The organism is Serratia sp. Je.1.23.a (genome assembly GCF_051129805.1).
Lineage (GTDB): Bacteria > Pseudomonadota > Gammaproteobacteria > Enterobacterales > Enterobacteriaceae > Serratia > Serratia liquefaciens.
Map to the genome: position 1 here is coordinate 275,921 of NZ_JBCPSR010000002.1, position 20,451 is coordinate 296,371.

At 54.6% G+C, this 20,451-nt stretch carries 20 protein-coding genes and 1 pseudogene; 12 read left to right on the forward strand and 9 right to left on the reverse strand.

Going from position 1 to position 20,451, the window contains the following annotated elements:
• Positions 1 to 268 precede the first annotated feature (268 nt).
• Both AAZT04_RS09050 and mgtA read left to right on the forward strand, forming a co-directional pair.
• Positions 269 to 967, forward strand: a complete 699-nt coding sequence (locus AAZT04_RS09050; protein ID WP_044552178.1) for an MgtC family protein — start codon at positions 269 to 271, stop codon at positions 965 to 967.
• 199 nt (positions 968 to 1,166) lie between these two features.
• Positions 1,167 to 3,866 (forward strand): magnesium-translocating P-type ATPase, encoded by a 2,700-nt coding sequence (gene mgtA, locus AAZT04_RS09055; protein ID WP_046373219.1) that lies wholly within the window; start codon positions 1,167 to 1,169, stop codon positions 3,864 to 3,866.
• Between the two features lie 36 nt (positions 3,867 to 3,902).
• Here mgtA and AAZT04_RS09060 read toward each other — a convergent pair whose 3' ends face one another.
• The 4 genes from AAZT04_RS09060 to AAZT04_RS09075 all read right to left on the reverse strand — a co-directional run bounded on the left by AAZT04_RS09060 (position 3,903) and on the right by AAZT04_RS09075 (position 6,315).
• Positions 3,903 to 4,676 carry a DUF3307 domain-containing protein gene (locus AAZT04_RS09060; protein ID WP_048760335.1) on the reverse strand — a complete coding sequence of 258 codons (774 nt, stop codon included), beginning with the start codon at positions 4,674 to 4,676 and terminating at the stop codon, positions 3,903 to 3,905.
• A gap of 2 nt (positions 4,677 to 4,678) precedes the next feature.
• Positions 4,679 to 5,275, reverse strand: coding sequence for a SatD family protein (locus tag AAZT04_RS09065; RefSeq protein ID WP_046373221.1), 597 nt, complete (start codon positions 5,273 to 5,275; stop codon positions 4,679 to 4,681).
• A 114-nt stretch (positions 5,276 to 5,389) separates the two neighbouring features.
• Positions 5,390 to 5,854: a DMT family transporter gene (locus tag AAZT04_RS09070; RefSeq protein WP_048760333.1), complete on the reverse strand. Its 465-nt coding sequence runs from the start codon at positions 5,852 to 5,854 to the stop codon at positions 5,390 to 5,392.
• A gap of 5 nt (positions 5,855 to 5,859) precedes the next feature.
• The gene (locus AAZT04_RS09075) at positions 5,860 to 6,315 is read right to left on the reverse strand and encodes a DMT family transporter (protein WP_048760330.1); all 456 of its coding nucleotides are present in this window, start codon (positions 6,313 to 6,315) and stop codon (positions 5,860 to 5,862) included.
• Between the two features lie 106 nt (positions 6,316 to 6,421).
• Between AAZT04_RS09075 and AAZT04_RS09080 the strand changes: the two genes are divergently transcribed.
• The gene (locus tag AAZT04_RS09080) at positions 6,422 to 7,339 is read left to right on the forward strand and encodes a LysR family transcriptional regulator (RefSeq protein ID WP_048760328.1); all 918 of its coding nucleotides are present in this window, start codon (positions 6,422 to 6,424) and stop codon (positions 7,337 to 7,339) included.
• 80 nt (positions 7,340 to 7,419) lie between these two features.
• On the opposite strand, the gene AAZT04_RS09085 is transcribed toward AAZT04_RS09080, so the two are convergent.
• Positions 7,420 to 7,599 carry a hypothetical protein gene (locus AAZT04_RS09085; protein WP_020827564.1) on the reverse strand — a complete coding sequence of 60 codons (180 nt, stop codon included), beginning with the start codon at positions 7,597 to 7,599 and terminating at the stop codon, positions 7,420 to 7,422.
• 252 nt (positions 7,600 to 7,851) lie between these two features.
• Here AAZT04_RS09085 and AAZT04_RS09090 point away from each other — a divergent pair, with 252 nt between their 5' ends.
• The 3 genes from AAZT04_RS09090 (at position 7,852) to arsC (ending at position 9,985) form a co-directional block, all read left to right on the forward strand.
• Positions 7,852 to 8,181 (forward strand): metalloregulator ArsR/SmtB family transcription factor, encoded by a 330-nt coding sequence (locus AAZT04_RS09090; RefSeq protein ID WP_048760326.1) that lies wholly within the window; start codon positions 7,852 to 7,854, stop codon positions 8,179 to 8,181.
• Between the two features lie 67 nt (positions 8,182 to 8,248).
• A complete protein-coding gene (locus AAZT04_RS09095; protein ID WP_048760324.1) occupies positions 8,249 to 9,532 on the forward strand; it encodes an arsenic transporter in 1,284 nt (427 codons plus the stop codon).
• Positions 9,533 to 9,553: 21 nt separating this feature from the next.
• The gene (arsC, locus tag AAZT04_RS09100; protein WP_020827561.1) at positions 9,554 to 9,985 is read left to right on the forward strand and encodes a glutaredoxin-dependent arsenate reductase; all 432 of its coding nucleotides are present in this window, start codon (positions 9,554 to 9,556) and stop codon (positions 9,983 to 9,985) included.
• 38 nt (positions 9,986 to 10,023) lie between these two features.
• On the opposite strand, the pseudogene AAZT04_RS09105 reads toward arsC, so the two are convergent.
• From AAZT04_RS09105 to AAZT04_RS09120, 4 genes and pseudogenes are all read right to left on the reverse strand, one after another.
• Positions 10,024 to 10,287 (reverse strand): annotated as a pseudogene (locus AAZT04_RS09105) (arsenical resistance protein ArsH); the annotation flags it as partial.
• 75 nt (positions 10,288 to 10,362) lie between these two features.
• Positions 10,363 to 11,319, reverse strand: a complete 957-nt coding sequence (locus AAZT04_RS09110; RefSeq protein WP_020827559.1) for a Dyp-type peroxidase — start codon at positions 11,317 to 11,319, stop codon at positions 10,363 to 10,365.
• A 633-nt stretch (positions 11,320 to 11,952) separates the two neighbouring features.
• Complete coding sequence (locus AAZT04_RS09115; RefSeq protein WP_020827558.1) at positions 11,953 to 12,303, reverse strand: hypothetical protein; 351 nt, start codon at positions 12,301 to 12,303, stop codon at positions 11,953 to 11,955.
• A 245-nt stretch (positions 12,304 to 12,548) separates the two neighbouring features.
• Positions 12,549 to 13,775, reverse strand: a complete 1,227-nt coding sequence (locus AAZT04_RS09120; RefSeq protein WP_048760319.1) for a M24 family metallopeptidase — start codon at positions 13,773 to 13,775, stop codon at positions 12,549 to 12,551.
• A gap of 598 nt (positions 13,776 to 14,373) precedes the next feature.
• Here AAZT04_RS09120 and AAZT04_RS09125 point away from each other — a divergent pair.
• From AAZT04_RS09125 to dmpG, 6 genes are all read left to right on the forward strand, one after another.
• The gene (locus tag AAZT04_RS09125; RefSeq protein WP_048760318.1) at positions 14,374 to 15,582 is read left to right on the forward strand and encodes an MFS transporter; all 1,209 of its coding nucleotides are present in this window, start codon (positions 14,374 to 14,376) and stop codon (positions 15,580 to 15,582) included.
• A gap of 62 nt (positions 15,583 to 15,644) precedes the next feature.
• A complete protein-coding gene (locus tag AAZT04_RS09130; RefSeq protein WP_197821089.1) occupies positions 15,645 to 16,511 on the forward strand; it encodes a cupin-like domain-containing protein in 867 nt (288 codons plus the stop codon).
• Positions 16,498 to 17,721 (forward strand): aminotransferase class I/II-fold pyridoxal phosphate-dependent enzyme, encoded by a 1,224-nt coding sequence (locus tag AAZT04_RS09135; protein WP_048760312.1) that lies wholly within the window; start codon positions 16,498 to 16,500, stop codon positions 17,719 to 17,721. The genes AAZT04_RS09130 and AAZT04_RS09135 overlap by 14 nt, the downstream gene beginning before the upstream one ends.
• Complete coding sequence (locus AAZT04_RS09140) at positions 17,718 to 18,581, forward strand: HpcH/HpaI aldolase/citrate lyase family protein (protein WP_048760310.1); 864 nt, start codon at positions 17,718 to 17,720, stop codon at positions 18,579 to 18,581. The genes AAZT04_RS09135 and AAZT04_RS09140 overlap by 4 nt, the downstream gene beginning before the upstream one ends.
• Positions 18,578 to 19,465 carry an acetaldehyde dehydrogenase (acetylating) gene (locus tag AAZT04_RS09145; protein ID WP_048760308.1) on the forward strand — a complete coding sequence of 296 codons (888 nt, stop codon included), beginning with the start codon at positions 18,578 to 18,580 and terminating at the stop codon, positions 19,463 to 19,465. Before AAZT04_RS09140 ends, AAZT04_RS09145 begins: the two co-directional genes overlap by 4 nt.
• On the forward strand, positions 19,449 to 20,450 hold the full coding sequence (dmpG, locus tag AAZT04_RS09150) for a 4-hydroxy-2-oxovalerate aldolase (RefSeq protein ID WP_434679783.1): 1,002 nt from the start codon (positions 19,449 to 19,451) through the stop codon (positions 20,448 to 20,450). Before AAZT04_RS09145 ends, dmpG begins: the two co-directional genes overlap by 17 nt.
• The last annotated feature ends 1 nt before the right edge of the window (position 20,451 follow it).

Consider the following 20,451-nt stretch of genomic DNA (forward strand, 5'->3'; position numbering starts at 1 on the left):
CAATCCTCTTCTGATTTGTTGCTTGCCGAAAACGGCGGGCAGCACCCCTCTCTGGTTATTCCGAGCTGTGCAAACCCGAATCTGACTGTTGTTCCTGAGGCCAAATGGCATCGGGTGAATTGATTTGGACGTAATTATGGTTATTTGCAGCCACAGCCTATTCCCTCCTGGCACTTATACGCTCAATCGCTGATTTATTATCGGCGCGATTTCGCGTGTGCTAAAAAGCACATGATTTTATCTCCTGTGGTTATTTAAGGGGAAAGTCATGGCTATGACTCCTTTTGTTTTAAATTTATTACTGGCGATGAGCCTGGGCGCCGTTATTGGCGCAGAACGGCAATGGCGCCAGCGTATGGCCGGCCTGCGTACCAATGCACTGGTGGCGACCGGGGCGGCGGTATTTATCCTCAGCTCCATGTCTACCGACCCTTCCAGCGCCGGCCGGGTTGCGGCACAAATTGTCTCTGGCATCGGCTTTTTGGGAGCCGGGGTGATCATGCGTGAAGGCCTGAATATCCGCGGCCTTAATACGGCGGCCACGCTCTGGTGCTCAGCCGCAATAGGCGTGCTGTGCGGCCTGGGGCAGTATTGGAACGCGGTGCTGGCGACGCTGGTGATCCTGTGCGCCAATATTCTGCTGCGCGAAGCGGCGCAGCGCATCAATCTGCAGCCGCAACAACAGGCGACCGATCTGGAGGTGTGCTACCGCATACAGGTCACCTGCGGCGAGCAGGACGAAATACTGGTACGCACCCTGATATTACAGGCGCTAAATGGCGTGGCATTAAGATTACAATCATTGCGCAGTGCCGATATTGCTATTCCCGGCCAGCTGGAGGTTTGCGCGGAAATAACCGCTAACCCTTCGGTGCAAAAAGAGATTGAGGGTATTGTCTGTCGCGTCAGTCTGGAAAAAAGCGTCAGTGCTGTACGTTGGCGTATCGCTTCTGAATTGCCTGTCTAATAAGTCATTAATGTTTCACTGTACTCAGTGATAAGGAGGCGTCATGGACGGTGACCCCGAAAGCTTAATTATTCAGCGTGCACGACGCAGCAATAATTCGCGTTAATCACGCCAACTAAATAAATTCCATTCTGTGCTTATTCACCTGTTAATCAGGCGGGGTATCCCTGTGCGCAGAGTAAGATAAGAGAATTGCATTATGACCTATATTAATGAAACCGTACGTCGCCGGGATAAAAAATCGACGCCATACGCCATCGCACAAGAGGCGAAAAACAGCGTTGACCAGACGCTGGCAAATTTAAAATGCAACCGTAATGGATTAACCCAGGAGGATGTTGATGAACGCCTGACGCAGTTTGGTATTAATCAGGTGGCTCATGAGAAGGCTCCGCACGCGTTGGTGCAGTTGTTCAGCGCCTTTAATAACCCGTTTATCTATGTACTGATGGTGCTGGCTGCGATCAGTTTCTTTACCGATTACTGGCTGCCTGCCCGGCGCGGTGAAGAAACCGATCTCACCGGTGTCATCATCATTCTGGTGATGGTGTCACTCAGCGGGCTGCTGCGCTTCTGGCAGGAATACCGCACCAACAAGGCGGCGGAAACGCTGAAGTCGATGGTGCGGACCACCGCAACGGTGATGCGTCGCAGCAGCTACAGCGCACATCCGCTGACGCTGGAGGTCCCGATCCGCGAACTGGTGCCGGGCGATATTATTCAGCTCTCTGCCGGGGATATGGTACCGGCGGACGTTCGCCTGCTGGCGTCGCGCGATCTGTTTATCAGCCAGGCCATTCTGACCGGCGAGGCGATCCCGATTGAGAAATACGACGTTATGGGCAACGTCAGCCAAAAATCGAGTGAGGACGAAGTCTCCAGCGAACATGCGCTGTTGGAGCTGTCGAACATCTGCCTGATGGGCACCAACGTCGCCAGTGGTACCGCCACTGCGGTGGTGGTGGCAACCGGCGGACGCACCTATTTCGGGTCGTTGGCGAAGTCGATTGTCGGCACTCGTTCGCAAACCGCGTTTGATCGCGGGGTTAACAGCGTCAGTTGGCTGCTGATCCGCTTTATGTTGGTGATGGTGCCCATTGTGTTGCTGATCAACGGGTTCACCAAAGGCGACTGGAGCGAAGCCGCGCTGTTTGCCCTGGCGGTAGCGGTTGGGTTGACGCCAGAAATGCTGCCGATGATCGTCAGTTCCAACCTGGCGAAGGGCGCTATCGCCATGTCGCGACGCAAAGTGGTGGTCAAGCGTTTGAACGCCATTCAGAACTTTGGCGCGATGGACGTGTTGTGCACCGACAAAACCGGCACCCTGACGCAGGATCGCATCATCCTTGAGCACCATCTGGATGCCAGCGGGACCAAAGACAATGAGGTGCTGCACCTGGCCTGGTTGAACAGCTTCCACCAGAGCGGAATGAAAAACCTGATGGACCAGGCGGTGATCCGGTTTGGTCGCGGCAAGCCGGGCATCGAGGCGTTGGGCCGCTACAGCAAGGTCGATGAGCTGCCCTTTGATTTTATACGCCGCCGTTTATCGATCGTGGTGGCGGATGAAAATGGCCAACAACGCCTGATTTGCAAAGGGGCGGTGGAGGAAATGCTCGAAATTGCCACCCATGTGCGCGACGGGCAGCAGATTTTACCGCTGGATCAGGCTCGGCGTGAGGCGTTGCAGGCGCTTGCCGCTCAATATAACGAAGAGGGATTCCGCGTGCTGGTACTGGCAACGCGAGATCTGGGCGAACAGAAAAATGCTCTGCCGCTGAGTATTATCGATGAACGCGATATGGTGATCCAGGGCGTTCTGACCTTCCTCGATCCACCGAAGGAGAGCGCACAGGAAGCGATCGCCGCCCTGCAGGAAAACGGCGTAGCGATTAAGGTTTTGACCGGTGATAACCCGGTGATCACCTGCAAAATCTGCCGCGATGTTGGCCTGGAGCCGGGTGAACCGCTTTCCGGTCCGCAAATTGAGCAGATGGACGACGCCACGCTGGCGCAAGAAGTGGAACAGCGCACGGTCTTCACCAAACTGACGCCGCTGCAGAAGTCGCGAGTGTTGAAAATGCTGCAGGCGAATGGCCATACCGTCGGGTTCCTCGGCGACGGCATTAACGATGCGCCGGCGCTGCGCGATGCCGACGTGGGCATTTCGGTCGACACCGGTACGGACATCGCCAAAGAGTCGGCAGACATCATTTTGCTGGAAAAAAATTTGATGGTGCTGGAAGAGGGGGTGATCAAGGGACGGGAGACTTTCGGCAATATCATCAAGTACCTGAACATGACCGCCAGCTCCAACTTCGGCAACGTGTTTTCGGTGCTGGTGGCCAGCGCCTTTATTCCGTTCTTGCCGATGCTGGCGATCCACCTGCTGATCCAGAACCTGATGTACGATATCTCTCAGCTGTCGCTGCCGTGGGACAAGATGGACAAAGAGTTCCTGCGCAAGCCGCGCAAGTGGGATGCGAAAAACATTGGCCGTTTTATGCTGTGGATTGGGCCAACGTCGTCCATCTTTGATATCACTACCTATGCGCTGATGTGGTTTGTTTTCGCCGCCAACAGCGTAGAGCATCAGGCGTTGTTCCAGTCCGGCTGGTTTATTGAAGGCTTGCTGTCGCAAACCCTGGTGGTGCATATGCTGCGCACCCAGAAGATCCCGTTTATTCAGAGCACAGCCGCGCTGCCGGTGTTGCTGACCACGGCGCTGGTGATGGGGCTGGGTATCTATTTACCGTTCTCGCCGCTGGGCGCACTGGTCGGGTTGCAGCCGCTGCCGTGGGAATACTTCCCGTGGCTGGCAGGTACCTTGGTCAGCTACTGCGTGGTGGCGCAGCTGATGAAGCGTTTCTATATTCGCCGCTTCGGTGAGTGGTTGTAATAAGTGCCGGCTGTAGGGGCGAAATATTATCCGCCTCTACAGCATTTTTTTCACCAGCAGACCCAGCATGATGGTTAGGGTAAAGGAAAACAGCGTACCCAGTAGCACATACTCGGTACGCATTTTGTCATCGCTCTGGCGCAAATCGCCAAAGCGAAAGATTGACTTGGCCGCCAGCAAAAAACCGACCGCCGGGATTTGGCCGATCAGCACAAAGGTCAGGATCAGCGTTCTTTCCAGATAGCCAATTTGCTTGCCCGCACGTAATAACGAGTCGTTATCGGCTTTGGCTGAAGGAGGCATCTGCGGTGCCCAGTGAGCCAAAAGCTGGCCGATAAGCACGCCCATCGGCATGTAAATCACCAAATACGTCACCACAACCAGTCCAGCCTGCCAGTCGGCTATGGCCGCTCCCAGCGTGCTAAGCAGGCCATGGGCATTGGGCGTCAGCGACAGCCACAGCAGTGCAATCACCGTAAGATGCAGGCCTTGATCGAGCAGAAAACCGCCCGCTTGACTGATGCGGGTCAATAACGTGACCTTCAACAGGTCAATCAGCCAGTGGCTGATGGCGATAACCAACAGGGTGGTCAGCACCTGGCCGGAAGAGAGTCCGCCATGCAGCAACGCAAAACCGGCCACCACCCAGGCGGCCAGCACGCCGTGCAGTAAGGCATGCAGCAACAGGAAACGGGAACGTGCGCGGTGACGAGCCTTATCCTCGACCCAACTGCGCGGCTGCAGCGGGAAGTCGGCAAGCAGGTGAACCACCAGCAACCAGGTCAGCAACGGCGCGTAGCTCAAATCCATATTCAGGTGATCCTGTTAATCGCGTGAATAAATCGCATAATTTCCTCGTAGGCCGCGCGTTTCAGCGTAGCAGAAACGGTGGAGGCGGCCTTTTGCAGCTTTTCCGCTACCTCTTGGCTGGTATCGGCGAAGAAACGTGCCTGGACGACCTGCGCTTCGGTCTGTGAAAGGCGGCTAATCACATGATCTAACATCGGCAATAGATCGCTGACAATGGCATTTGTCTGCTCATTGTCATTTTTCAGAGCCAGTCGGCAATTTTTCATCAAAGCGTCCAGAGCCTGGCCAGAATTCACAAAGGCGCTGCCATAACCGGCGGTTTGTCCCTGGTCGCTGCCGAGGCCAACGGCGATGCGGGCATCCCAATGGCGTGAGTCCATCGCTCTAAGCGCAATACGGATATACACCGCCAGCAGCAAACCGGATTGCGGTTCGGCCACCGCTTGAAAAGCATCGCCACGGAAAATCTCGAATCGCTCAATAAGCGTAGCCCGTTGCAATTGACTCAGCAGGGCATTTAACCCGGTAATGTAGTGAGTGGTGTCTAATTGCCGTGAATTGACCAGATCGCCGGTGATCACGCTAACTTGTGCTGGCATCTCTTTTTCTACTCTGAAGCGGGAGTTATCAGTAAATTTCGCACCTCAAGGCGAATATGTCAATAATTCGTATCAGAGTACGAATATGGTAAATATTCGTCTCTCAAGGCGAAATCAACTCCGCCGCTGAATAGGCTCAAGCATCAGCTTAAGCAGCGATTTCTCCATCCGGGCCACATAGACGCCCAGCAGGATCAGCCCCACGCCCAAGATCTGCGCGCTGATGGTATCGCCACTGTCGCGCAGGCGGTCGATAACCACACCTGCCAGCATTTGGCCACTGATAATCAGTAGTGCGGCGCGCAGGGTGCCGAGACGCGGCAGAACATAGCTATTCAGCGCGACAAACAACGCCCCGATGACACCGCCAAGGTAGGCACCCCACGGGGCCTGGCCGAAGGTTGCACCGTTGACGCTGCCGGTTGCCACCAGCAGCAGGCTGAGGAACAAAAAACCGACGATATGATTGCAAAGTGAGGCATGAAAAGCGCCACGATCCAGCGCCAGACGACCGTTGATTGCGCGGCTGAGGCCGATACAGACGCCGTTGAGTAGAGCAAGGACTATCAGGGTAAACATGGGCGTTACCTCAGGAAAATGAGCAGAGCGCAGCCGCAGAGGATCAGCAGCGTGGCGACGATATCGTTGAGACTCAAACGGCGTTTAAGCGAGCCAAACCAGCCGCAGCTGTCGGCGAGCATGCCGAACAAAACCTGACCGGTGAGCATCAGCGCCAGGCTGCCGGAAAGCGCCAGCGGGCTGTTGACCGTAATGGCGGCCAGCACCACCGTCAGGGCACCGGGCAGACCGCCCAAATAAGCCCAGCGAGGCGTCCTGGCCGATGAGGGCGCGCGGCGCGGGGAACGACGGTTCAGCAGGAGCAGCAGCAACCAGGCGGTGATGGCGCCCATACCGTGAGCCAACCACGAGGCCAGCAAGGGGGAGTTATAGCTGGCCAGCAGGCTGTTGATGGCAATCATCAGGGCCAATAGGGCACCGGCGCCCAGCGCCAGCAGAGGATCGGAAAAACGTTCACGCATCAGGGTTTCAACTTCAAAATTAATTTGAAGAGCAGCCTATATTGTTTTTGTTTAAAGCTTAATCCACTAAAATGGAAACTCATTGTTGAGAAAAAGTTGACTGATAATGAACGATCGCTTTGCAGCAATCCCGGTATTTGTGGCGGTGGTGGAATGCGAAAGCTTTTCTGCCGCCGCCGAGCGACTAGGCATCACCAAATCGGCAGTAAGCAAACGCATCACCCAGCTGGAACGCTCGCTGGGCGTGCAATTATTGCAGCGAACCACCCGGAGTTTGAGCCTGACCGAGGCCGGTGAGCAGTATTTTGGCTATGCACGCAATGCCTGTGCCGTAGCGCAAGAGGGAGAGGATGCGGTCACCCGTTTGCAGGGACAGCCTCAGGGCTGCCTGAGGATCAGCGTACCTATGGTGTTTGGTCGTTTGCATATTGCCCCGTTGATCCCCCGTTTCCTGGCGGCTTATCCGGCGGTGGAGATCAACATGATGATGGATGACCAACTGGTCGATTTGGTCGAAGGGGGCTATGACCTGGCGATCCGCATCGGTCGACTGGCCGACTCGAGTCTGATAGCCCGGCGTATTGCGCCGTGCAACAGCGTCTTGTGCGCAGCACCCTCCTATCTGGCGCGCTGTGGAACACCGACGGACATGGAGCAATTAGCGAAGCATAACTGTTTGTTTTACAGCTATTTCCGCGGGGGGAGCGAATGGCAGTTCGACGGACCTGCGGGGGCTGTACGTTTCCAACCCAGAGGCAATTACCAGGTGAATAACAGCGAGGCGTTGCGTGAAGCGTTGATCGCCGGTTTGGGGATTTGTCAGATGCCGACTTTCATCGTTGGAGACGATATTGCGCAGGGGCGACTGCTTGAGTTGATGCCGGACTATCGGCTGCCCGAGCATGCCATTTATGCCGTCTATCCACAGCGCAAATACTTACCGGCTAAGGTATCGGCCTTTGTCGATTTTCTACTGGCTCAGTTCGGAGGAGAGCGGCCTTATTGGGATACCCCGGATCGGTGATAACACCCCGTCGCCATTCGACCGGGAATACGCGTGCCTATAGGTACGCCACCGGCGAAGGGAGATTAAGGTGCGGGGTGTTAGAAACTTTTCACCAGCACTTCGCGCGGCTGTTCGTTGCCGTGCTTCAACAGATAGTCGAAAGATTTCTCGCTACTTTTCAGCTGCTGCAGAAATTCCTGCGGTGACAGGTCGTGTTTTTTGCCGCTCATATAAGCCAGCGCCAGTTCTTTTGCCTGATAACGTGAGAAGTTGTACATAAGAGCCCTCTAAACGGTGGATTTCACGCTAGAGATTGTAACGAAAGAGCACATAATGAACAGTCGCTTTGGCGTATGGAATCAATAGCTGAAACTTAACTCAGGCTGAGTGAGCGTTTTCACCGGACCATCGCGAAAGTGAGCCATTCTACGCAATCTTCCCAAATCTTAATATTCACTAATTCATATGTGTTTCTTGGCATTTTTCCTCCTTCGGCTTATGATGGCGGTTATCGTAAAAGGAGGATCCCCATGACATCACTGACGCCACTGGCATTGTTTAAAAATCTGTCGGAGGAAACTCGCCTCACACTGGTGCTTTTGCTGCGCCAGGCGGGTGAGCTGTGCGTGTGCGAATTGGTCAGCGCATTGGAGGAATCGCAACCCAAAGTTTCTCGTCACCTCGCGATGTTACGTGAAAGTGGTCTGCTGATCGATCGTCGCGAGGGCAAGTGGATTTACTACCGCCTGTCGCCGCATATGCCGGCCTGGGCGGCGGGAATCATCGAACAGGCTTATCTTAGCCGGCAACAGCAGGTGACCGAGCTGGCGCAGCGCGCGTTAGGGGCTGTCTGCCGGTAACGCTAAAAAATTTAAACAAACACATTCGAAATAACATATATATGATGCGAGAGGCTAAGGAGTTGTGATGGTGTTGGCCGGGGCAATATTTATCCTGACGATCGTTTTGGTGATCTGGCAGCCGAAAGGCTTGGGCATAGGCTGGAGTGCCTGTTTCGGCGCGCTCTTGGCATTGCTGACCGGTGTGGTACAGGTCGGTGATATTCCGCTGGTCTGGCAGATCGTCTGGAACGCCACCGCGACCTTTATCGCGGTGATCATTATCAGCCTGCTGCTGGACGAGTCCGGCTTCTTTGAATGGGCAGCGCTGCATGTTGCGCGCTGGGGCAAGGGCAAAGGGCGCTGGTTGTTCACCTATATTGTGCTGCTGGGCGCCGCGGTGGCGGCGTTGTTTGCCAATGACGGGGCGGCGCTGATCCTGACGCCGATAGTGATTGCGATGCTGCTGGCGTTGGGGTTCAGTTCAGGGGCAACGCTGGCCTTCGTGATGGCGGCGGGATTTATCGCCGATACCGCCAGCCTGCCGCTGGTGGTGTCCAATTTGGTGAATATCGTCTCCGCTGATTTCTTTCAACTGGGTTTCACGCAGTATGCGGCGGTGATGGTGCCGGTGAACCTTGCCGCCATTGTCGCCACGCTGGTGATGTTGCACCTGTTCTTTCGCAAGGACATTCCGCGCAGCTATGACCTGAGGTTGCTGCGGCCACCGCGTGAGGCCATTCGCGATTTGCCGACGTTTAGAGCCGGTTGGGGCGTATTGGTGCTGCTGCTGGTGGGGTTTTTTGGGCTTGAGCCGCTGGGCGTGCCGGTTAGCCTGGTCGCCGCCGTTGGGGCGTTGATCCTGCTGCTGGTGGCGAAAAAGGGGCAGGCCATCGACACTGCTAAAGTGTTGCGGGGCGCCCCCTGGCAGATCGTGGTCTTCTCACTGGGGATGTATCTGGTGGTCTACGGGCTGCGTAATGCAGGGTTGACCGATACCCTGGCCGGTGTGCTGGATTTTCTGGCCGAGCGCGGAATTTGGGCAGCTACGCTGGGCACCGGTTTCCTGACGGCATTTTTGTCCTCGGTGATGAACAACATGCCGACGGTGTTGGTGGGGGCCTTGTCGATTGACGGCAGCAATGCCGAAGGCGTAATTAAACAGGCAATGATTTATGCCAATGTCATAGGCAGCGATCTTGGGCCGAAAATTACGCCGATCGGTAGCCTGGCCACGCTGCTGTGGCTGCACGTATTGTCGAAGAAAAGCATCGTCATAAGCTGGGGATACTATTTCCGGGTCGGGGTAGTAATGACCCTGCCGGTGCTGTTGGTTGCGCTGACCGCCCTGGCCCTGCGCCTGTCGATTTAGCCATAACTCAGAGAGAACGCCATGAGTAACATCAAGATTTACCACAACCCGGCTTGCGGCACATCGCGCAATACGTTGGCACTGATCCGCAACAGTGGTGTGGAACCGACGGTGATTTTGTATCTGGAGACACCGCCCGACCGCGAGCAATTGATCAGGCTGATCGCCGATATGGGAATATCTGCGCGAGCCTTACTGCGTAAAAACGTCGAGCCTTATGAATCGTTGGGGCTGGCAGATGCAGGCTGGAGTGACGAACAATTGATCGACTTTATGTTGCAACAACCGATATTGATTAATCGACCTATTGTGGTGACACCCTTGGGCACCCGTCTGTGTCGACCGTCGGAAGCCGTGCTGGATATCCTGCCGGATCCGCAGCAAGGCCCTTTCACCAAGGAAGACGGCGAGCCTGTGATCGATGCGCAAGGGCGGCGAATTTCGGTGAAATGAGCATTAAAGGCCCGCGATTGGATTGCGGGCCTGACTTTTTAGATGCTGCGTTGATTGACTCGTGCAGACAGTTCAGCCGCGCGCTCTTTTCTCTTGCTGTAATGGTCGACCAGATACCTGGCATTGCCTCGCGTCAGAAGGGTAAACTTCATCAGTTCTTCCATCACGTCAACGATTCGATCATCGTAGGCGGAAGGTTTCATGCGGCCATCTTCTTCAAACTCTTGCCACGTCTTGGCAATAGAAGAGGGGTTGGGGATAGTGAGCATTCGTATCCAGCGCCCTGAAATACGTATCTGATGCGGGCGTCGACAGCCGATGTTGCAGTTGGCAGAACTGCCCCCCAACCGACCGGGGCAGTCATTGCTCATCGGGGATTATTGTGGGGCGTCACGCTCAGCCAAGGCTTCCAGCAGGGTTGCCGATGGCGTAAAGAACAGGCTGCCGGTGACCGCGCGGCTGAAATCCAACAGGCGATCATAATTGCCGGCTGGCCGACCAACAAACATGTTCTCCAACATTTGCTCGATGGGCTGAGGGGATCGCGCGTAGCCGATGAAGTAAGTGCCGAACTCCCCCATGCCGGGTTTCCCGAACGGCATATTGTCACGCAATATTTTGACTTCATTGCCGTTTTCATCGGTCAGCGTCGTCAGGGAACTGTGGGATGACGAAGGCTTGACGTCTTCATCCAGTTCAATATTGGATTGCTTGTGGCGACCAATAATGCGTTCTTGCGTTTCAACGCTCAGTGAATTCCAGCCTTTCATGTCATGCAGGTATTTTTGTACCAGCACGTAGCTGCCGCCTGAAAACTCAGCGTCTTCCTCGCCAATCACCGTATAGTCGAAGGCTTCGTGCCCTTCGGGGTTTTCTGTACCATCGACAAAACCAATCATTGCCCGCTGATCGAAGTAGCGGAAACCGTGCACTTCCTCTATTACCGTCACGGCATCGCCAAGCTTGTTCATCAACTGTGTGGCGAGTTCGAAGCACAAATCCATCTCGTCGGCGCGAATGTGCAGCAGGATATCGCCAGGGGTCGAAACGGCAACGCGGTCGCCGGTGCCTATCTCACGAAAAGGATGAAGCAGCGCCGGACGGGGCTGGCCGAACAGCCGATCCCAGGCCGTAGAGCCAAATCCGCAGACGCAGGACAGATTGCCCGCCGGGGATCTTTTGCCGACGGAACGGATAACGCCGCTGATATCCGCACACCAGCCACGCACCGCAGCAAGCTGAGCGGGGTTGGGCGACAAGGTGGCGACCAAAAATATGGCATGACGTGTAACGGGGCTGAAGACAGCCTGAGGTTGTTGATTTTGGGTAGTCATAGCATCCAGTGCCGAGGAAAGTCAGAGCTTAAAACTAATCTATTTTAGCGGTTACGCCAACTGATTAACCCCAGTTGGCGTGTGGAAAGCTCAACGCGGAGCGTGAATAAAAACATCTCTATCAGCGAAGATGCACTGGCATAGGGTATCGTCAGGATGACACAGGCATGAACTGGGTCGTCGCAGCACGTAAATTGAAGCTGGATGGCAGCAACCGGTATCGGTTGGTTAACGCTTGAATGTAAAGTAGTCAGTAATGCCGCACAGGAAACGTGGGGGAGAGCAAGGCGACAGCGATTAACTGACGCCTTTAATTAACAAATTTATGAACGAAAGCATGGTCGTTAAAACTAGGGAATTTAGCTCCCTTTCTGCGGCTTGCCTAAAGAGAATTTAATTATTAAGTATATAAGTCTTACTAAGACAATACCGCAGCTAATTGAAACCAACAGAACGGAAATGCCTCTCGGTGCGGGATACCATGTTGAAAAGCCTACCCCAGCCCCGCTTAGCAAGGATGAAGAAAGAAATATACCCAGAATAACTGATATTATTTTTATAACTTTATCATTCATGTAATCACCTAAAAACGGCGAGTATCCTGCCCGTAGTTATTTTCTTTAACGTTACCGTCTACCAAGAACATTTGCCACCGGAACTTGACCCGCATTTATTCCCGCCTTTGCCCATACCTACGTTACCGCCACCCTTGTTGCCATCCTTGAAACAACCGCCGGTAACTGCGCCGCCAACCAATCCCATAGCGGCGCCAGGTAGCCCACCAAACGCTCCTAAAGCTGTACCTGCCACCATGCCATTGATACAGTCTTCCGACGTGTTTTTAGTATAGTAGTCACTTGAGCCGCTTTTGTTACCGCCATTGTTTTTTCCTTTATTCTTACGACTATTGTCCGCACGGTCTCCGCCATTATTACCACGGCCGCCGGCGATAGAGTCTAATAAAGAATGATCAATCGTTTTCATAACCAACTCCCTTTGAGTTTATGATTTTTTATTATGCTTCACCTTGATGGTGGATTGATTATTAACCCAAGTCATTTTGCATATCAACAACTATTTTATCCGGAGTGTATAAAATGGAATGAATTAATGATTGCATTAATATGAAGTGTTAAATGAGGTGAGTAAATATAATCGATATTAAAGTTTCTTATTATTATGGGGAGAGTTGTTTTTAAATCCGAGCGGCGACGCCGCCCGGCAGGGGATCAGGACATCAAATTGAAAGGGTCATCAATAGATTTCGCCGGCGCGGTAAACCAGCGCGCTCCGTCTTCGGTGACGTAGAAATGATCCTCAAGACGAATGCCGAACTCGCCTGGCAGGCATAGCATGGGTTCGATGCTCGCGCACATGCCCACGTCGAGCGGCTCCTGCTGCTTGCGGATCAGATACGGCGCTTCATGAATGTCCAGCCCGATACCGTGACCGGTACGGTGCGGCAGCCCCGGCAGCTGATAATCCGGCCCAAAACCATGAGAAACCAGCGCTTCGCGCGCGGCATCATCCACTTTATGGCAGGGCACCCCGGGCGCGATTACAGCAAATGCCGCAGCCTGCGCATCATGTTCAGCCTGCCAGGCAAAGCGTTGGCGCGGGTTGGCTTCGCCGTAGACATAAGTTCGGGTGATATCGGACAGGTAGCCCCTGTAGCGACAGCCGGTATCCAGCAGCACGACATCGTTATGTTGCAGTGGGTTGGGGGCTTTTACGCCATGAGGAAACGCACTATCGGATCCGAACAGTGCAATGCAGAAGTAAGAACCGGTGGTGCCCATTTTGCGATGGGCCTGATCGACAAACTCGACCAGCTCTCTGGCGGTGATCCCTGGGCGCAATATGCTTGCCGCCGCCTGTTGGACCCGCAGGGTAATGTTATTTGCGGTTTGCATCAGCGCAATTTCGGCCGCCGATTTGCGGCTGCGGCAGTACCCGGTGATCGGCAGGGCGCTGACCAACTTTATTTCACCGGCATGCTGTTGCAGACCGAGGAACAGCGTGACCGACGCGGTTTCGCAAATGGCCACTTTGAGTTGGCGGCCCGAACCTGTCAGCCCACGCGCGGCCAGTACGGTGAAGAACAACCGATAGGGATCTTCTTCCTCATGCCAGCTAAATATCTCCCCCTCAATCACCTGCGCGTCCTTGAACGTGCCGATCTCAAACCAGGGCGCAATATAGGCGATTTCCCCCTCGGCCGGGATCACCGCGCCTACCATACGTTCACTGGGCGACCAGGCGGTACCGGTAAAATAGAGCAGGTTGCTGCCGGCATTGAGGTAGCAGGCGTCAATGCCGTTGTCGCGCATCAGGCGCTGCGCGTGCTGAATGCGTTGCCTGTATTCCACCGCGGCGATTTCAGGCGGGTTGTCCGTGAGCGGTTGCAGCTGTTCCAGGGCCTGTTGTGGCGTACAACCGCCAATGCCTGTAGCCATGTATTCTCCTCGCGTGATGTTAATGTCAGGGCCAATGTCCCTGCGCGCCAAACCTTCATCATAAATAAAGCGCGGCAGGAATACTTGGCTCCAATAGGGAGTAAAAATGACGATTACGGCACAGTTCCTGTTTTCTGCGCCGCTATAGCGCCAGAGGGCCCTGAGAGTTTGGTTCAAAGGGCATCATTCGCGGACTGAAAATTATTATTTTCACCTTAATTAACACTTAACTCACTGTAATTAAATATGAATGCAATAACGCATCAATGTGATGCAAAAACGCTCTTGTAAATAATGATTAGCGTTGCTAATTCTTAATGCCCATGCATTAAAATTGTTTATGATAAATTTCGGGGACTTTTTAAGATGGCGAATTAATAATTATTAACCAAGATGATTTCAACGCGAACAATATTCTATGGCCTGAGCTCCATTCGGGAGGGGTTAATGCCTGAGCGTTACCTTCGCTTTATTGTTACGCATAAATAAATAGTTAAGTTATTTATTTCATTGAGTGTGCCCGATCAAATAAATGAGTGGGTATATTCGATTGATATATTCATTCGTTCTTTTAGCGAATATCTATTGAGAGCACCTTATGGAAACAGAGGCCGTTGAGTCCAAGTTTAGTTTTGGTTCTTATACCCGATTATTGTCTGATCCCGGACATGCGACGCTTTCATTGTTTGGCCTGCTGGTCAGGTTTCCGGTAGCGATGCGGTCCATCAGTTGCATAATGTTGATTTCCGCCACTATGGACTCGTTATGGATTGCCGGAACCGTGGCGGGAACATTAATGATTACGCAGGCGATAGCCAGCCCGGTTTTAGGCCGATTTGCCGATAAATTCAGCCAGCGAAAGGTGCTTATTATTACCTGCTGCTGCCACGTCATTGCGATCCTTTCGTTAATTGGCTTGGTGCTGCTGAATATGCACTTATGGGCAATTATGGCGGCGGCCATTGCTACCGGTTGTTCGTCGGTGCCGGTGGATGGATTTATTCGTACTCGCTGGGCCTCCATGGTGACCGATGAAGCGCTACGAACCGCGTACGCGTTAGAAACCGTGCTTGATGAGATCATTTTCTTATTGGGGCCGTTAATCGCCATTGTTTTGGCCACGGCATGGCACCCCGCAGCGGGGCTGGCGTTATGCGCCGCGCTCACCTTCAGTGGTTCTCTGGCCCTGGTGTTACATCGGCGTTCTGAGCCGGTTATTGTGCACAAGAGCGCAGAAAGCGACCGTCGGGCAATCAGCATGGTCTGGGTACGGGCGTTAATGATCTCCTATGCGGCGGTAGGTCTGTTTCTTGGCTCAATCGACGTCATGATGATCGCCTACGCCAAAGAAATAGGCAATCCAACCCTCGCCGGCGTGCTGTTATCCATTTGCGCCGCGGGCAGCCTGGTGGGCGGCACCTGCTACGGCGCCATGAACTGGACCTTATCGCAACCCCGCCTGCTGCTGATCACCTCCGCCACCCTGTGTGCCGGCACGCTTCCGCTGATTTTCACCAGCGTTCCCGTTGTCATGGGCATTTCCGCTTTCGTCGCCGGGCTGTCGGTGGCGCCGTTATTGATCACCTGCAGCAACCTGCTGGAGTCCTTGACGCCGAAAGGGTGTTTATCCGAAGGCTTCTCCTGGTTGTCCAGCGCCGGCTGGCTGGGCTTTTCACTGGGCGTCTCGGTGGGTGGACAGCTTTCTGATCAAAGCGGAGCGGGTCAGGTGGCCTGGGTAGCCATGGCCGCCGGAACACTCGCTTTATTATCCAGCCTGTTTAGCCAGAAATTACTCAGCAATAAATAAAAACTACGCCCCAAAATATCGGGGCCTCACATTATTATTTTCGAAACAGGAAAACGGCAATCGTGAAACAGTTAACGACGGGGGTTCCCGTTCCGCGCATGACCTTTAAAGAGTTCGTCGCCTTTGGTGTTGAAGCTATTTTCCGAGCCGACGTTCCGGTCATTATTACCGATTTACCCATTGATACCAGCATAGGGGCGAGTGACCTGATCTCACAACGCTTGGGCGATGATAATGTCACCTTGTTCCGAGAGACCAGTAATAAAGAAAATACCGAACGCTGGCAAACCATGAAAATTCAGCTGCGTGGTTTTTTGGAAAATAAAGAGTACCAAAGCGACAACAATACCTGGTATCGCGTGGTGTCCAATATTATGCACCGCCCCGAGGACGTCAATAATATCCTTGGCTTTGATGCTTTTTCCCTGCTTGCCTCCCGTCGTGGGTTGAACGCCGCCAATTTATGGGTCAGCTACCATGGGGTATTTACCCAAAGCCATTTCGATGAGCTGGAAAACTTTAATATTTCTTTGCAGGGCAGAAAACGGTTCATTCTATTTCCTCCGGGCCGCAGAGATTACTATCCGCGATCTATCCTGCAGGGGTTCGGCGATAAATCGCAGGCCTTTGATTTTGACAATATCGACCCGCAGCGTTTTCCCCGCTTGGCGGCAAAAATCCCGCAGCGCCGCGACTTTATTTTAGAACCCGGCGAAATGCTGTATTTGCCACTGGGGTGGTGGCACCAGGCCGAATCTTTAGACGACCTGAATATCAACGTTAATTTTTGGCTGTGGGATCTGAAAATCCTGCGCCGCCCTTATGTTTTCTACTCCGCGCTCTACACGGCGGCTTACCGCAAGTTTAAAGGCATCTACAACTATCAACCAGAACCCACCAAGAGGAAGGCACTTGATGAGCAGCCGTAAGCAGATCATTCCCACGAACAAATTCCGCAACAACGATAAGGCCATCGGCATAGGCAATCCTTTCTGGGATATGTCAGAGCAAAACGGCCTTGCGGGTATCGTTGCCGGGCTCGATAACGACCTGTTGTCTACCCAAAGTGGCCATCAGTTTGTCAATTTCAGCTGCTGCTCGTACCTGAACCTGGACTCCCACAGCAAGGTGGTCGAAGGTGCTATCGACGCGGTGCGCCGCTACGGCGTGTTGGATCACTGCATCGCCCGCAGCCGGGTCCAGCTCCCTGCCATGAAGGAGTTGGAAGCGTCGCTGGGTGAGCTGTTCCAGGCTGATGTACTCAGCGGCGTGTCAGCGAGCAGCGTCAGCGGCGGCTTGCTTCCTCTTATTGCTTCGGGCCATTTAGGCAACGGTGTGCGGCCTTTGATGATTTTCGATAAGCACGCCCACGTGTCGCTGGCGGCTGCCAAACCCGCCTGTGCCGATGAAACCGAAGTCGTCACCTGCAATTATCATGATTTGAATTTCATTGAAGACTGCTGCAAGCAATATCAACGGGTCTGTTACGTGGTCGACGGCAGCGATAGCCTGGGGGGCTATGCTCCGGTCAAAGCCCTGGCTGAACTGCAGGACAAATACGGCCTGATGGTGTTTTACGACGATTCGCATTCGATCTCCGCTTATGGCGAACGCGGTGTTGGCTATGTTCGTTCCCATAGTCCGGCGTTGGATGAAAACACCATTATGGTGGTCACGCTCAACAAAGCTTTCGGCACCAGCGGGGCGGCGATATTGCTCAACGGTTATTCGCAGCAGATGCTGCGCCTGGTCGAACGCTTTGGCGGCGGGCTCAACTACTCGCAAAACCTGAATACGGCGGCCATCGGCGCCAGCCTGGCGTCGGCGGAAATTCACCGCACGGCTGAATTGCCCCGGTTACAAAAGAAACTGTACGACAACATCGCGCTGTTCGATTCCCTGATCCCGACGGAGCAAAGCGGCAATACCTATCCGATCCGCCTGGTGCCGATGAGCGATGACCGGGTGATCGAGGCGGGGCGCCAGGTGATCGAGGCTGGCTTCTATGTCTCGCCGGTGTTTTTCCCTATCGTCGCCAAAGGCACCGCCGGCCTGCGAGTCATGATGCGAGCCGGACAAACGCAAGAGCAGATCCGCGGACTGTGCCAGGTGATCTCTGCTGTCAGGGGGCCGCAATGACGGATATCGCCAGGGCTGTTCCCCGCAGCATTCTGTACACGCCGGCCTTGTCACTAAACCGTGTGGTCAAGGCTCTGTCTTATGACGCCGATGTGCATTTGATGGATCTGGAAGACTCTGTTCCTGGCCCGGCCAAGGCAGAGGCCAGAAACATCTGCCGTACGGCTCTCGATAATGCACCGCCCTCTGCCAATATTGCCGTGCGAATCAACGCGCTGGGCACGATTGACGCTTTGCATGATCTGGTGATGCTGTGTTCCGGTCAAACCACGCCCAGTTTTATCGTGATGTCGATGGTTCGAACCCCTGCCGAGGTGGTTTTCCTGCGTGAAACCTTCGCCTCAGCCGGAAGGTTCCCAGAAATTTACCTGACGATAGAGACCGTCGAGGCCATTACCGATCTGGATAATGTCGCGGCGGTGGCGGATGGGCTGATTTTCGGCTCTGCAGATTTGGCGGCCACTTTAGGGGTGCCGATCACCTGGTCGGGGATGCTGGCCGCTCGTCAGGCGATGGTGTTGGCGAGTGCCAGACATGGTATTGGCTGTATCGATACCGCCAACTATCGGCTTTCCGAACCCGACGTGTTGGCCAATGAAATTCAGTGCGTCAAAGATCTGGGTTTCCATGGCAAAGCCACCGTTCATCCTAGCGAGCTCGAACTGATCAACTCGACGTTACGGCCCTGTGCGAGCGCACTCTTGGCGGCAAGCCGCATTACCGATGCTGTGAAAGCGGCGCAAGGGGGAATTGCCTTGTTGGATGGACACATGGTGGGGCCGCCTTTTGCCCGCATGGCGCGCAATACCCTGCAATCAGGCAAGGCCTGGGCCGCTCGTTTCAGTAGAGGTAACTCATGACGCTCTCCGTCGCTGTCATTGGAACCGGCGCTATCGGCATGGATCTGGTCAATAAGATCCAGCGTTCCCCGTTGCTGCATTGCGGGTTGCTGGCGGGGCGCAACAAGGACTCCGCCGGTCTTGAGGTCGCAGCCCGCTTGGGTTGCCCGACCAGCGCCGGTGGCATTGACGCTGTGTTGGCGTCGCCAACGCCTTTTGATGTGGTTTTCGACGCCACCAACGCGATGTCGCATGTCAGGCATTGGGCGCTGCTGCGTCCGCTGGGCACCTTACTGATCGACTTAACCCCCAGCCACCTGGGCAAAATGATCGTGCCTACGGTGACGGGAACCGATGCGCTGACCGAGCGCAATGTCAGCCTGATCAGCTGCGGTGGACAGGCGTCGATACCCATTTTGCATGCCCTGAGCCGACATTTTCGCATCAACGATATCGAGGTGGTGGCGACCGTCGCCAGCAATATTCTGGGGCGGGCCACCCGGATCAACATCGACGAATATGTGGACACCACGCAGCGGGCGCTCAGCGCTTTTACCGGCGTAGCCAATACCAAGGCGATCCTCAACATCAGCCCGGCCGCGCCACCCGCCATGTTCAGGGTCACCATTTTCGCCGGTATTCCAGGGGTCACAAAGGAACAGATCATTCCGGTGCTTGCTGAGGCCGTTGAGGCGGTGCGGGGATTCTCGGCGGGCTATTCGCTTACCGCTCTCAATGTCAGCGAAGGACGCGTTTCGATCTCGCTGGAGGTGGTTGCCAGTAGCAAGGTGATGCCTGAATACGCCGGGAATCTGGATCTGATTAATTCTGCCGCCATCCTGGTTGCCGAACAGTATGCGAGCTATCGAAATAAAACGGAGGGGGCTAATGGCCATTCTGATTAACGACTCAACCCTGCGTGATGGTCAACACGCCGTGAAGCATCAGCTCACGGTGGCTCAGTTACGAGACTACGCGACGGCGGTAGATAAAACGGGGGTGGCGATTGTCGAGGTTGGCCATGGCAACGGGCTTGGCGCCTCCTCGTATCAGGTCGGGCGCGCGGCGTTGAGTGATGAAACCATGCTGAACACCGTGCGCGAGTGTTTGCAAAACAGCAAGATGGGCGTGTTTATGCTGCCCGGTTGGGGAACCATCGTCGATCTGTCGAAGGCGTTATCCTGCGGTGCGGATGTGGTGCGCATCGGTACCCATTGCACTGAGGCAACCCTGGCCGAACGTCATCTGGGATGGCTGCGTGATCACGGGGCAGAAGCGCATGCGGTACTGATGATGAGCCATATGGCCACTCCCCAACAGTTAGCCGATCAGGCTCAACTGCTGGTGGAGTACGGTACGCAGGCCGTCGGCATCATGGATTCTGCCGGCAACCTGTTGCCGCAGGATGTGACCGAACGCATCACCGCGATGCGGCGGCAGGTGGATGTGCCGCTTATTTTCCACGCCCACAATAATTTGGGCATGGCGGTGGCCAACTCGGTTGCCGCCGCTCAGGCCGGCGCTAGCGTGATTGATGGCTGTGCCCGCGGATTCGGGGCTGGGGCAGGGAACACCCAACTTGAAGTTCTGGTACCGGTACTGGAACGTTTGGGGTTCAACACCGGCATCGACCTTTATCATTTTCTCGACGCCGCCGAGCTCGCCGCTCGGGAACTGATGGTCACCCCACCGATGATTGACTCCGTGGGCATTGTCAGTGGCCTGGCCGGCGTTTTTTCCGGCTTTAAAAATCCGGTGTTAAGCCATTCGGCCTCTGCGGGGGTCGATCCGCGTGACGTCTTCTTCGAATTGGGAAAACGTCAGGCCGTGGCCGGGCAAGAAGACCTTATCGTAGAAGTGGCCGCGCAGTTGAAGAGGATCGCCCTGTGAC

Excerpts from the sequence above, each read along its gene's own strand:
- AAZT04_RS09120 (WP_048760319.1), bottom strand. The coding sequence starts at position 13,775 with ATGGCTACAGGCATTGGCGGTTGTACGCCACAACAGGCCCTGGAACAG.
- AAZT04_RS09115 (WP_020827558.1), bottom strand. The coding sequence starts at position 12,303 with ATGAAAACGATTGATCATTCTTTATTAGACTCTATCGCCGGCGGCCGT.
- mgtA (WP_046373219.1), top strand. The coding sequence starts at position 1,167 with ATGACCTATATTAATGAAACCGTACGTCGCCGGGATAAAAAATCGACG.
- AAZT04_RS09065 (WP_046373221.1), bottom strand. The coding sequence starts at position 5,275 with ATGCCAGCACAAGTTAGCGTGATCACCGGCGATCTGGTCAATTCACGG.
- AAZT04_RS09135 (WP_048760312.1), top strand. The coding sequence starts at position 16,498 with ATGAGCAGCCGTAAGCAGATCATTCCCACGAACAAATTCCGCAACAAC.
- AAZT04_RS09085 (WP_020827564.1), bottom strand. The coding sequence starts at position 7,599 with ATGTACAACTTCTCACGTTATCAGGCAAAAGAACTGGCGCTGGCTTAT.
- AAZT04_RS09080 (WP_048760328.1), top strand. The coding sequence starts at position 6,422 with ATGAACGATCGCTTTGCAGCAATCCCGGTATTTGTGGCGGTGGTGGAA.
- AAZT04_RS09090 (WP_048760326.1), top strand. The coding sequence starts at position 7,852 with ATGACATCACTGACGCCACTGGCATTGTTTAAAAATCTGTCGGAGGAA.
- AAZT04_RS09070 (WP_048760333.1), bottom strand. The coding sequence starts at position 5,854 with ATGTTTACCCTGATAGTCCTTGCTCTACTCAACGGCGTCTGTATCGGC.
- AAZT04_RS09110 (WP_020827559.1), bottom strand. The coding sequence starts at position 11,319 with ATGACTACCCAAAATCAACAACCTCAGGCTGTCTTCAGCCCCGTTACA.
- arsC (WP_020827561.1), top strand. The coding sequence starts at position 9,554 with ATGAGTAACATCAAGATTTACCACAACCCGGCTTGCGGCACATCGCGC.
- dmpG (WP_434679783.1), top strand. The coding sequence starts at position 19,449 with ATGGCCATTCTGATTAACGACTCAACCCTGCGTGATGGTCAACACGCC.
- AAZT04_RS09145 (WP_048760308.1), top strand. The coding sequence starts at position 18,578 with ATGACGCTCTCCGTCGCTGTCATTGGAACCGGCGCTATCGGCATGGAT.
- AAZT04_RS09125 (WP_048760318.1), top strand. The coding sequence starts at position 14,374 with ATGGAAACAGAGGCCGTTGAGTCCAAGTTTAGTTTTGGTTCTTATACC.
- AAZT04_RS09140 (WP_048760310.1), top strand. The coding sequence starts at position 17,718 with ATGACGGATATCGCCAGGGCTGTTCCCCGCAGCATTCTGTACACGCCG.
- AAZT04_RS09075 (WP_048760330.1), bottom strand. The coding sequence starts at position 6,315 with ATGCGTGAACGTTTTTCCGATCCTCTGCTGGCGCTGGGCGCCGGTGCC.
- AAZT04_RS09050 (WP_044552178.1), top strand. The coding sequence starts at position 269 with ATGGCTATGACTCCTTTTGTTTTAAATTTATTACTGGCGATGAGCCTG.
- AAZT04_RS09095 (WP_048760324.1), top strand. The coding sequence starts at position 8,249 with ATGGTGTTGGCCGGGGCAATATTTATCCTGACGATCGTTTTGGTGATC.
- AAZT04_RS09060 (WP_048760335.1), bottom strand. The coding sequence starts at position 4,676 with ATGGATTTGAGCTACGCGCCGTTGCTGACCTGGTTGCTGGTGGTTCAC.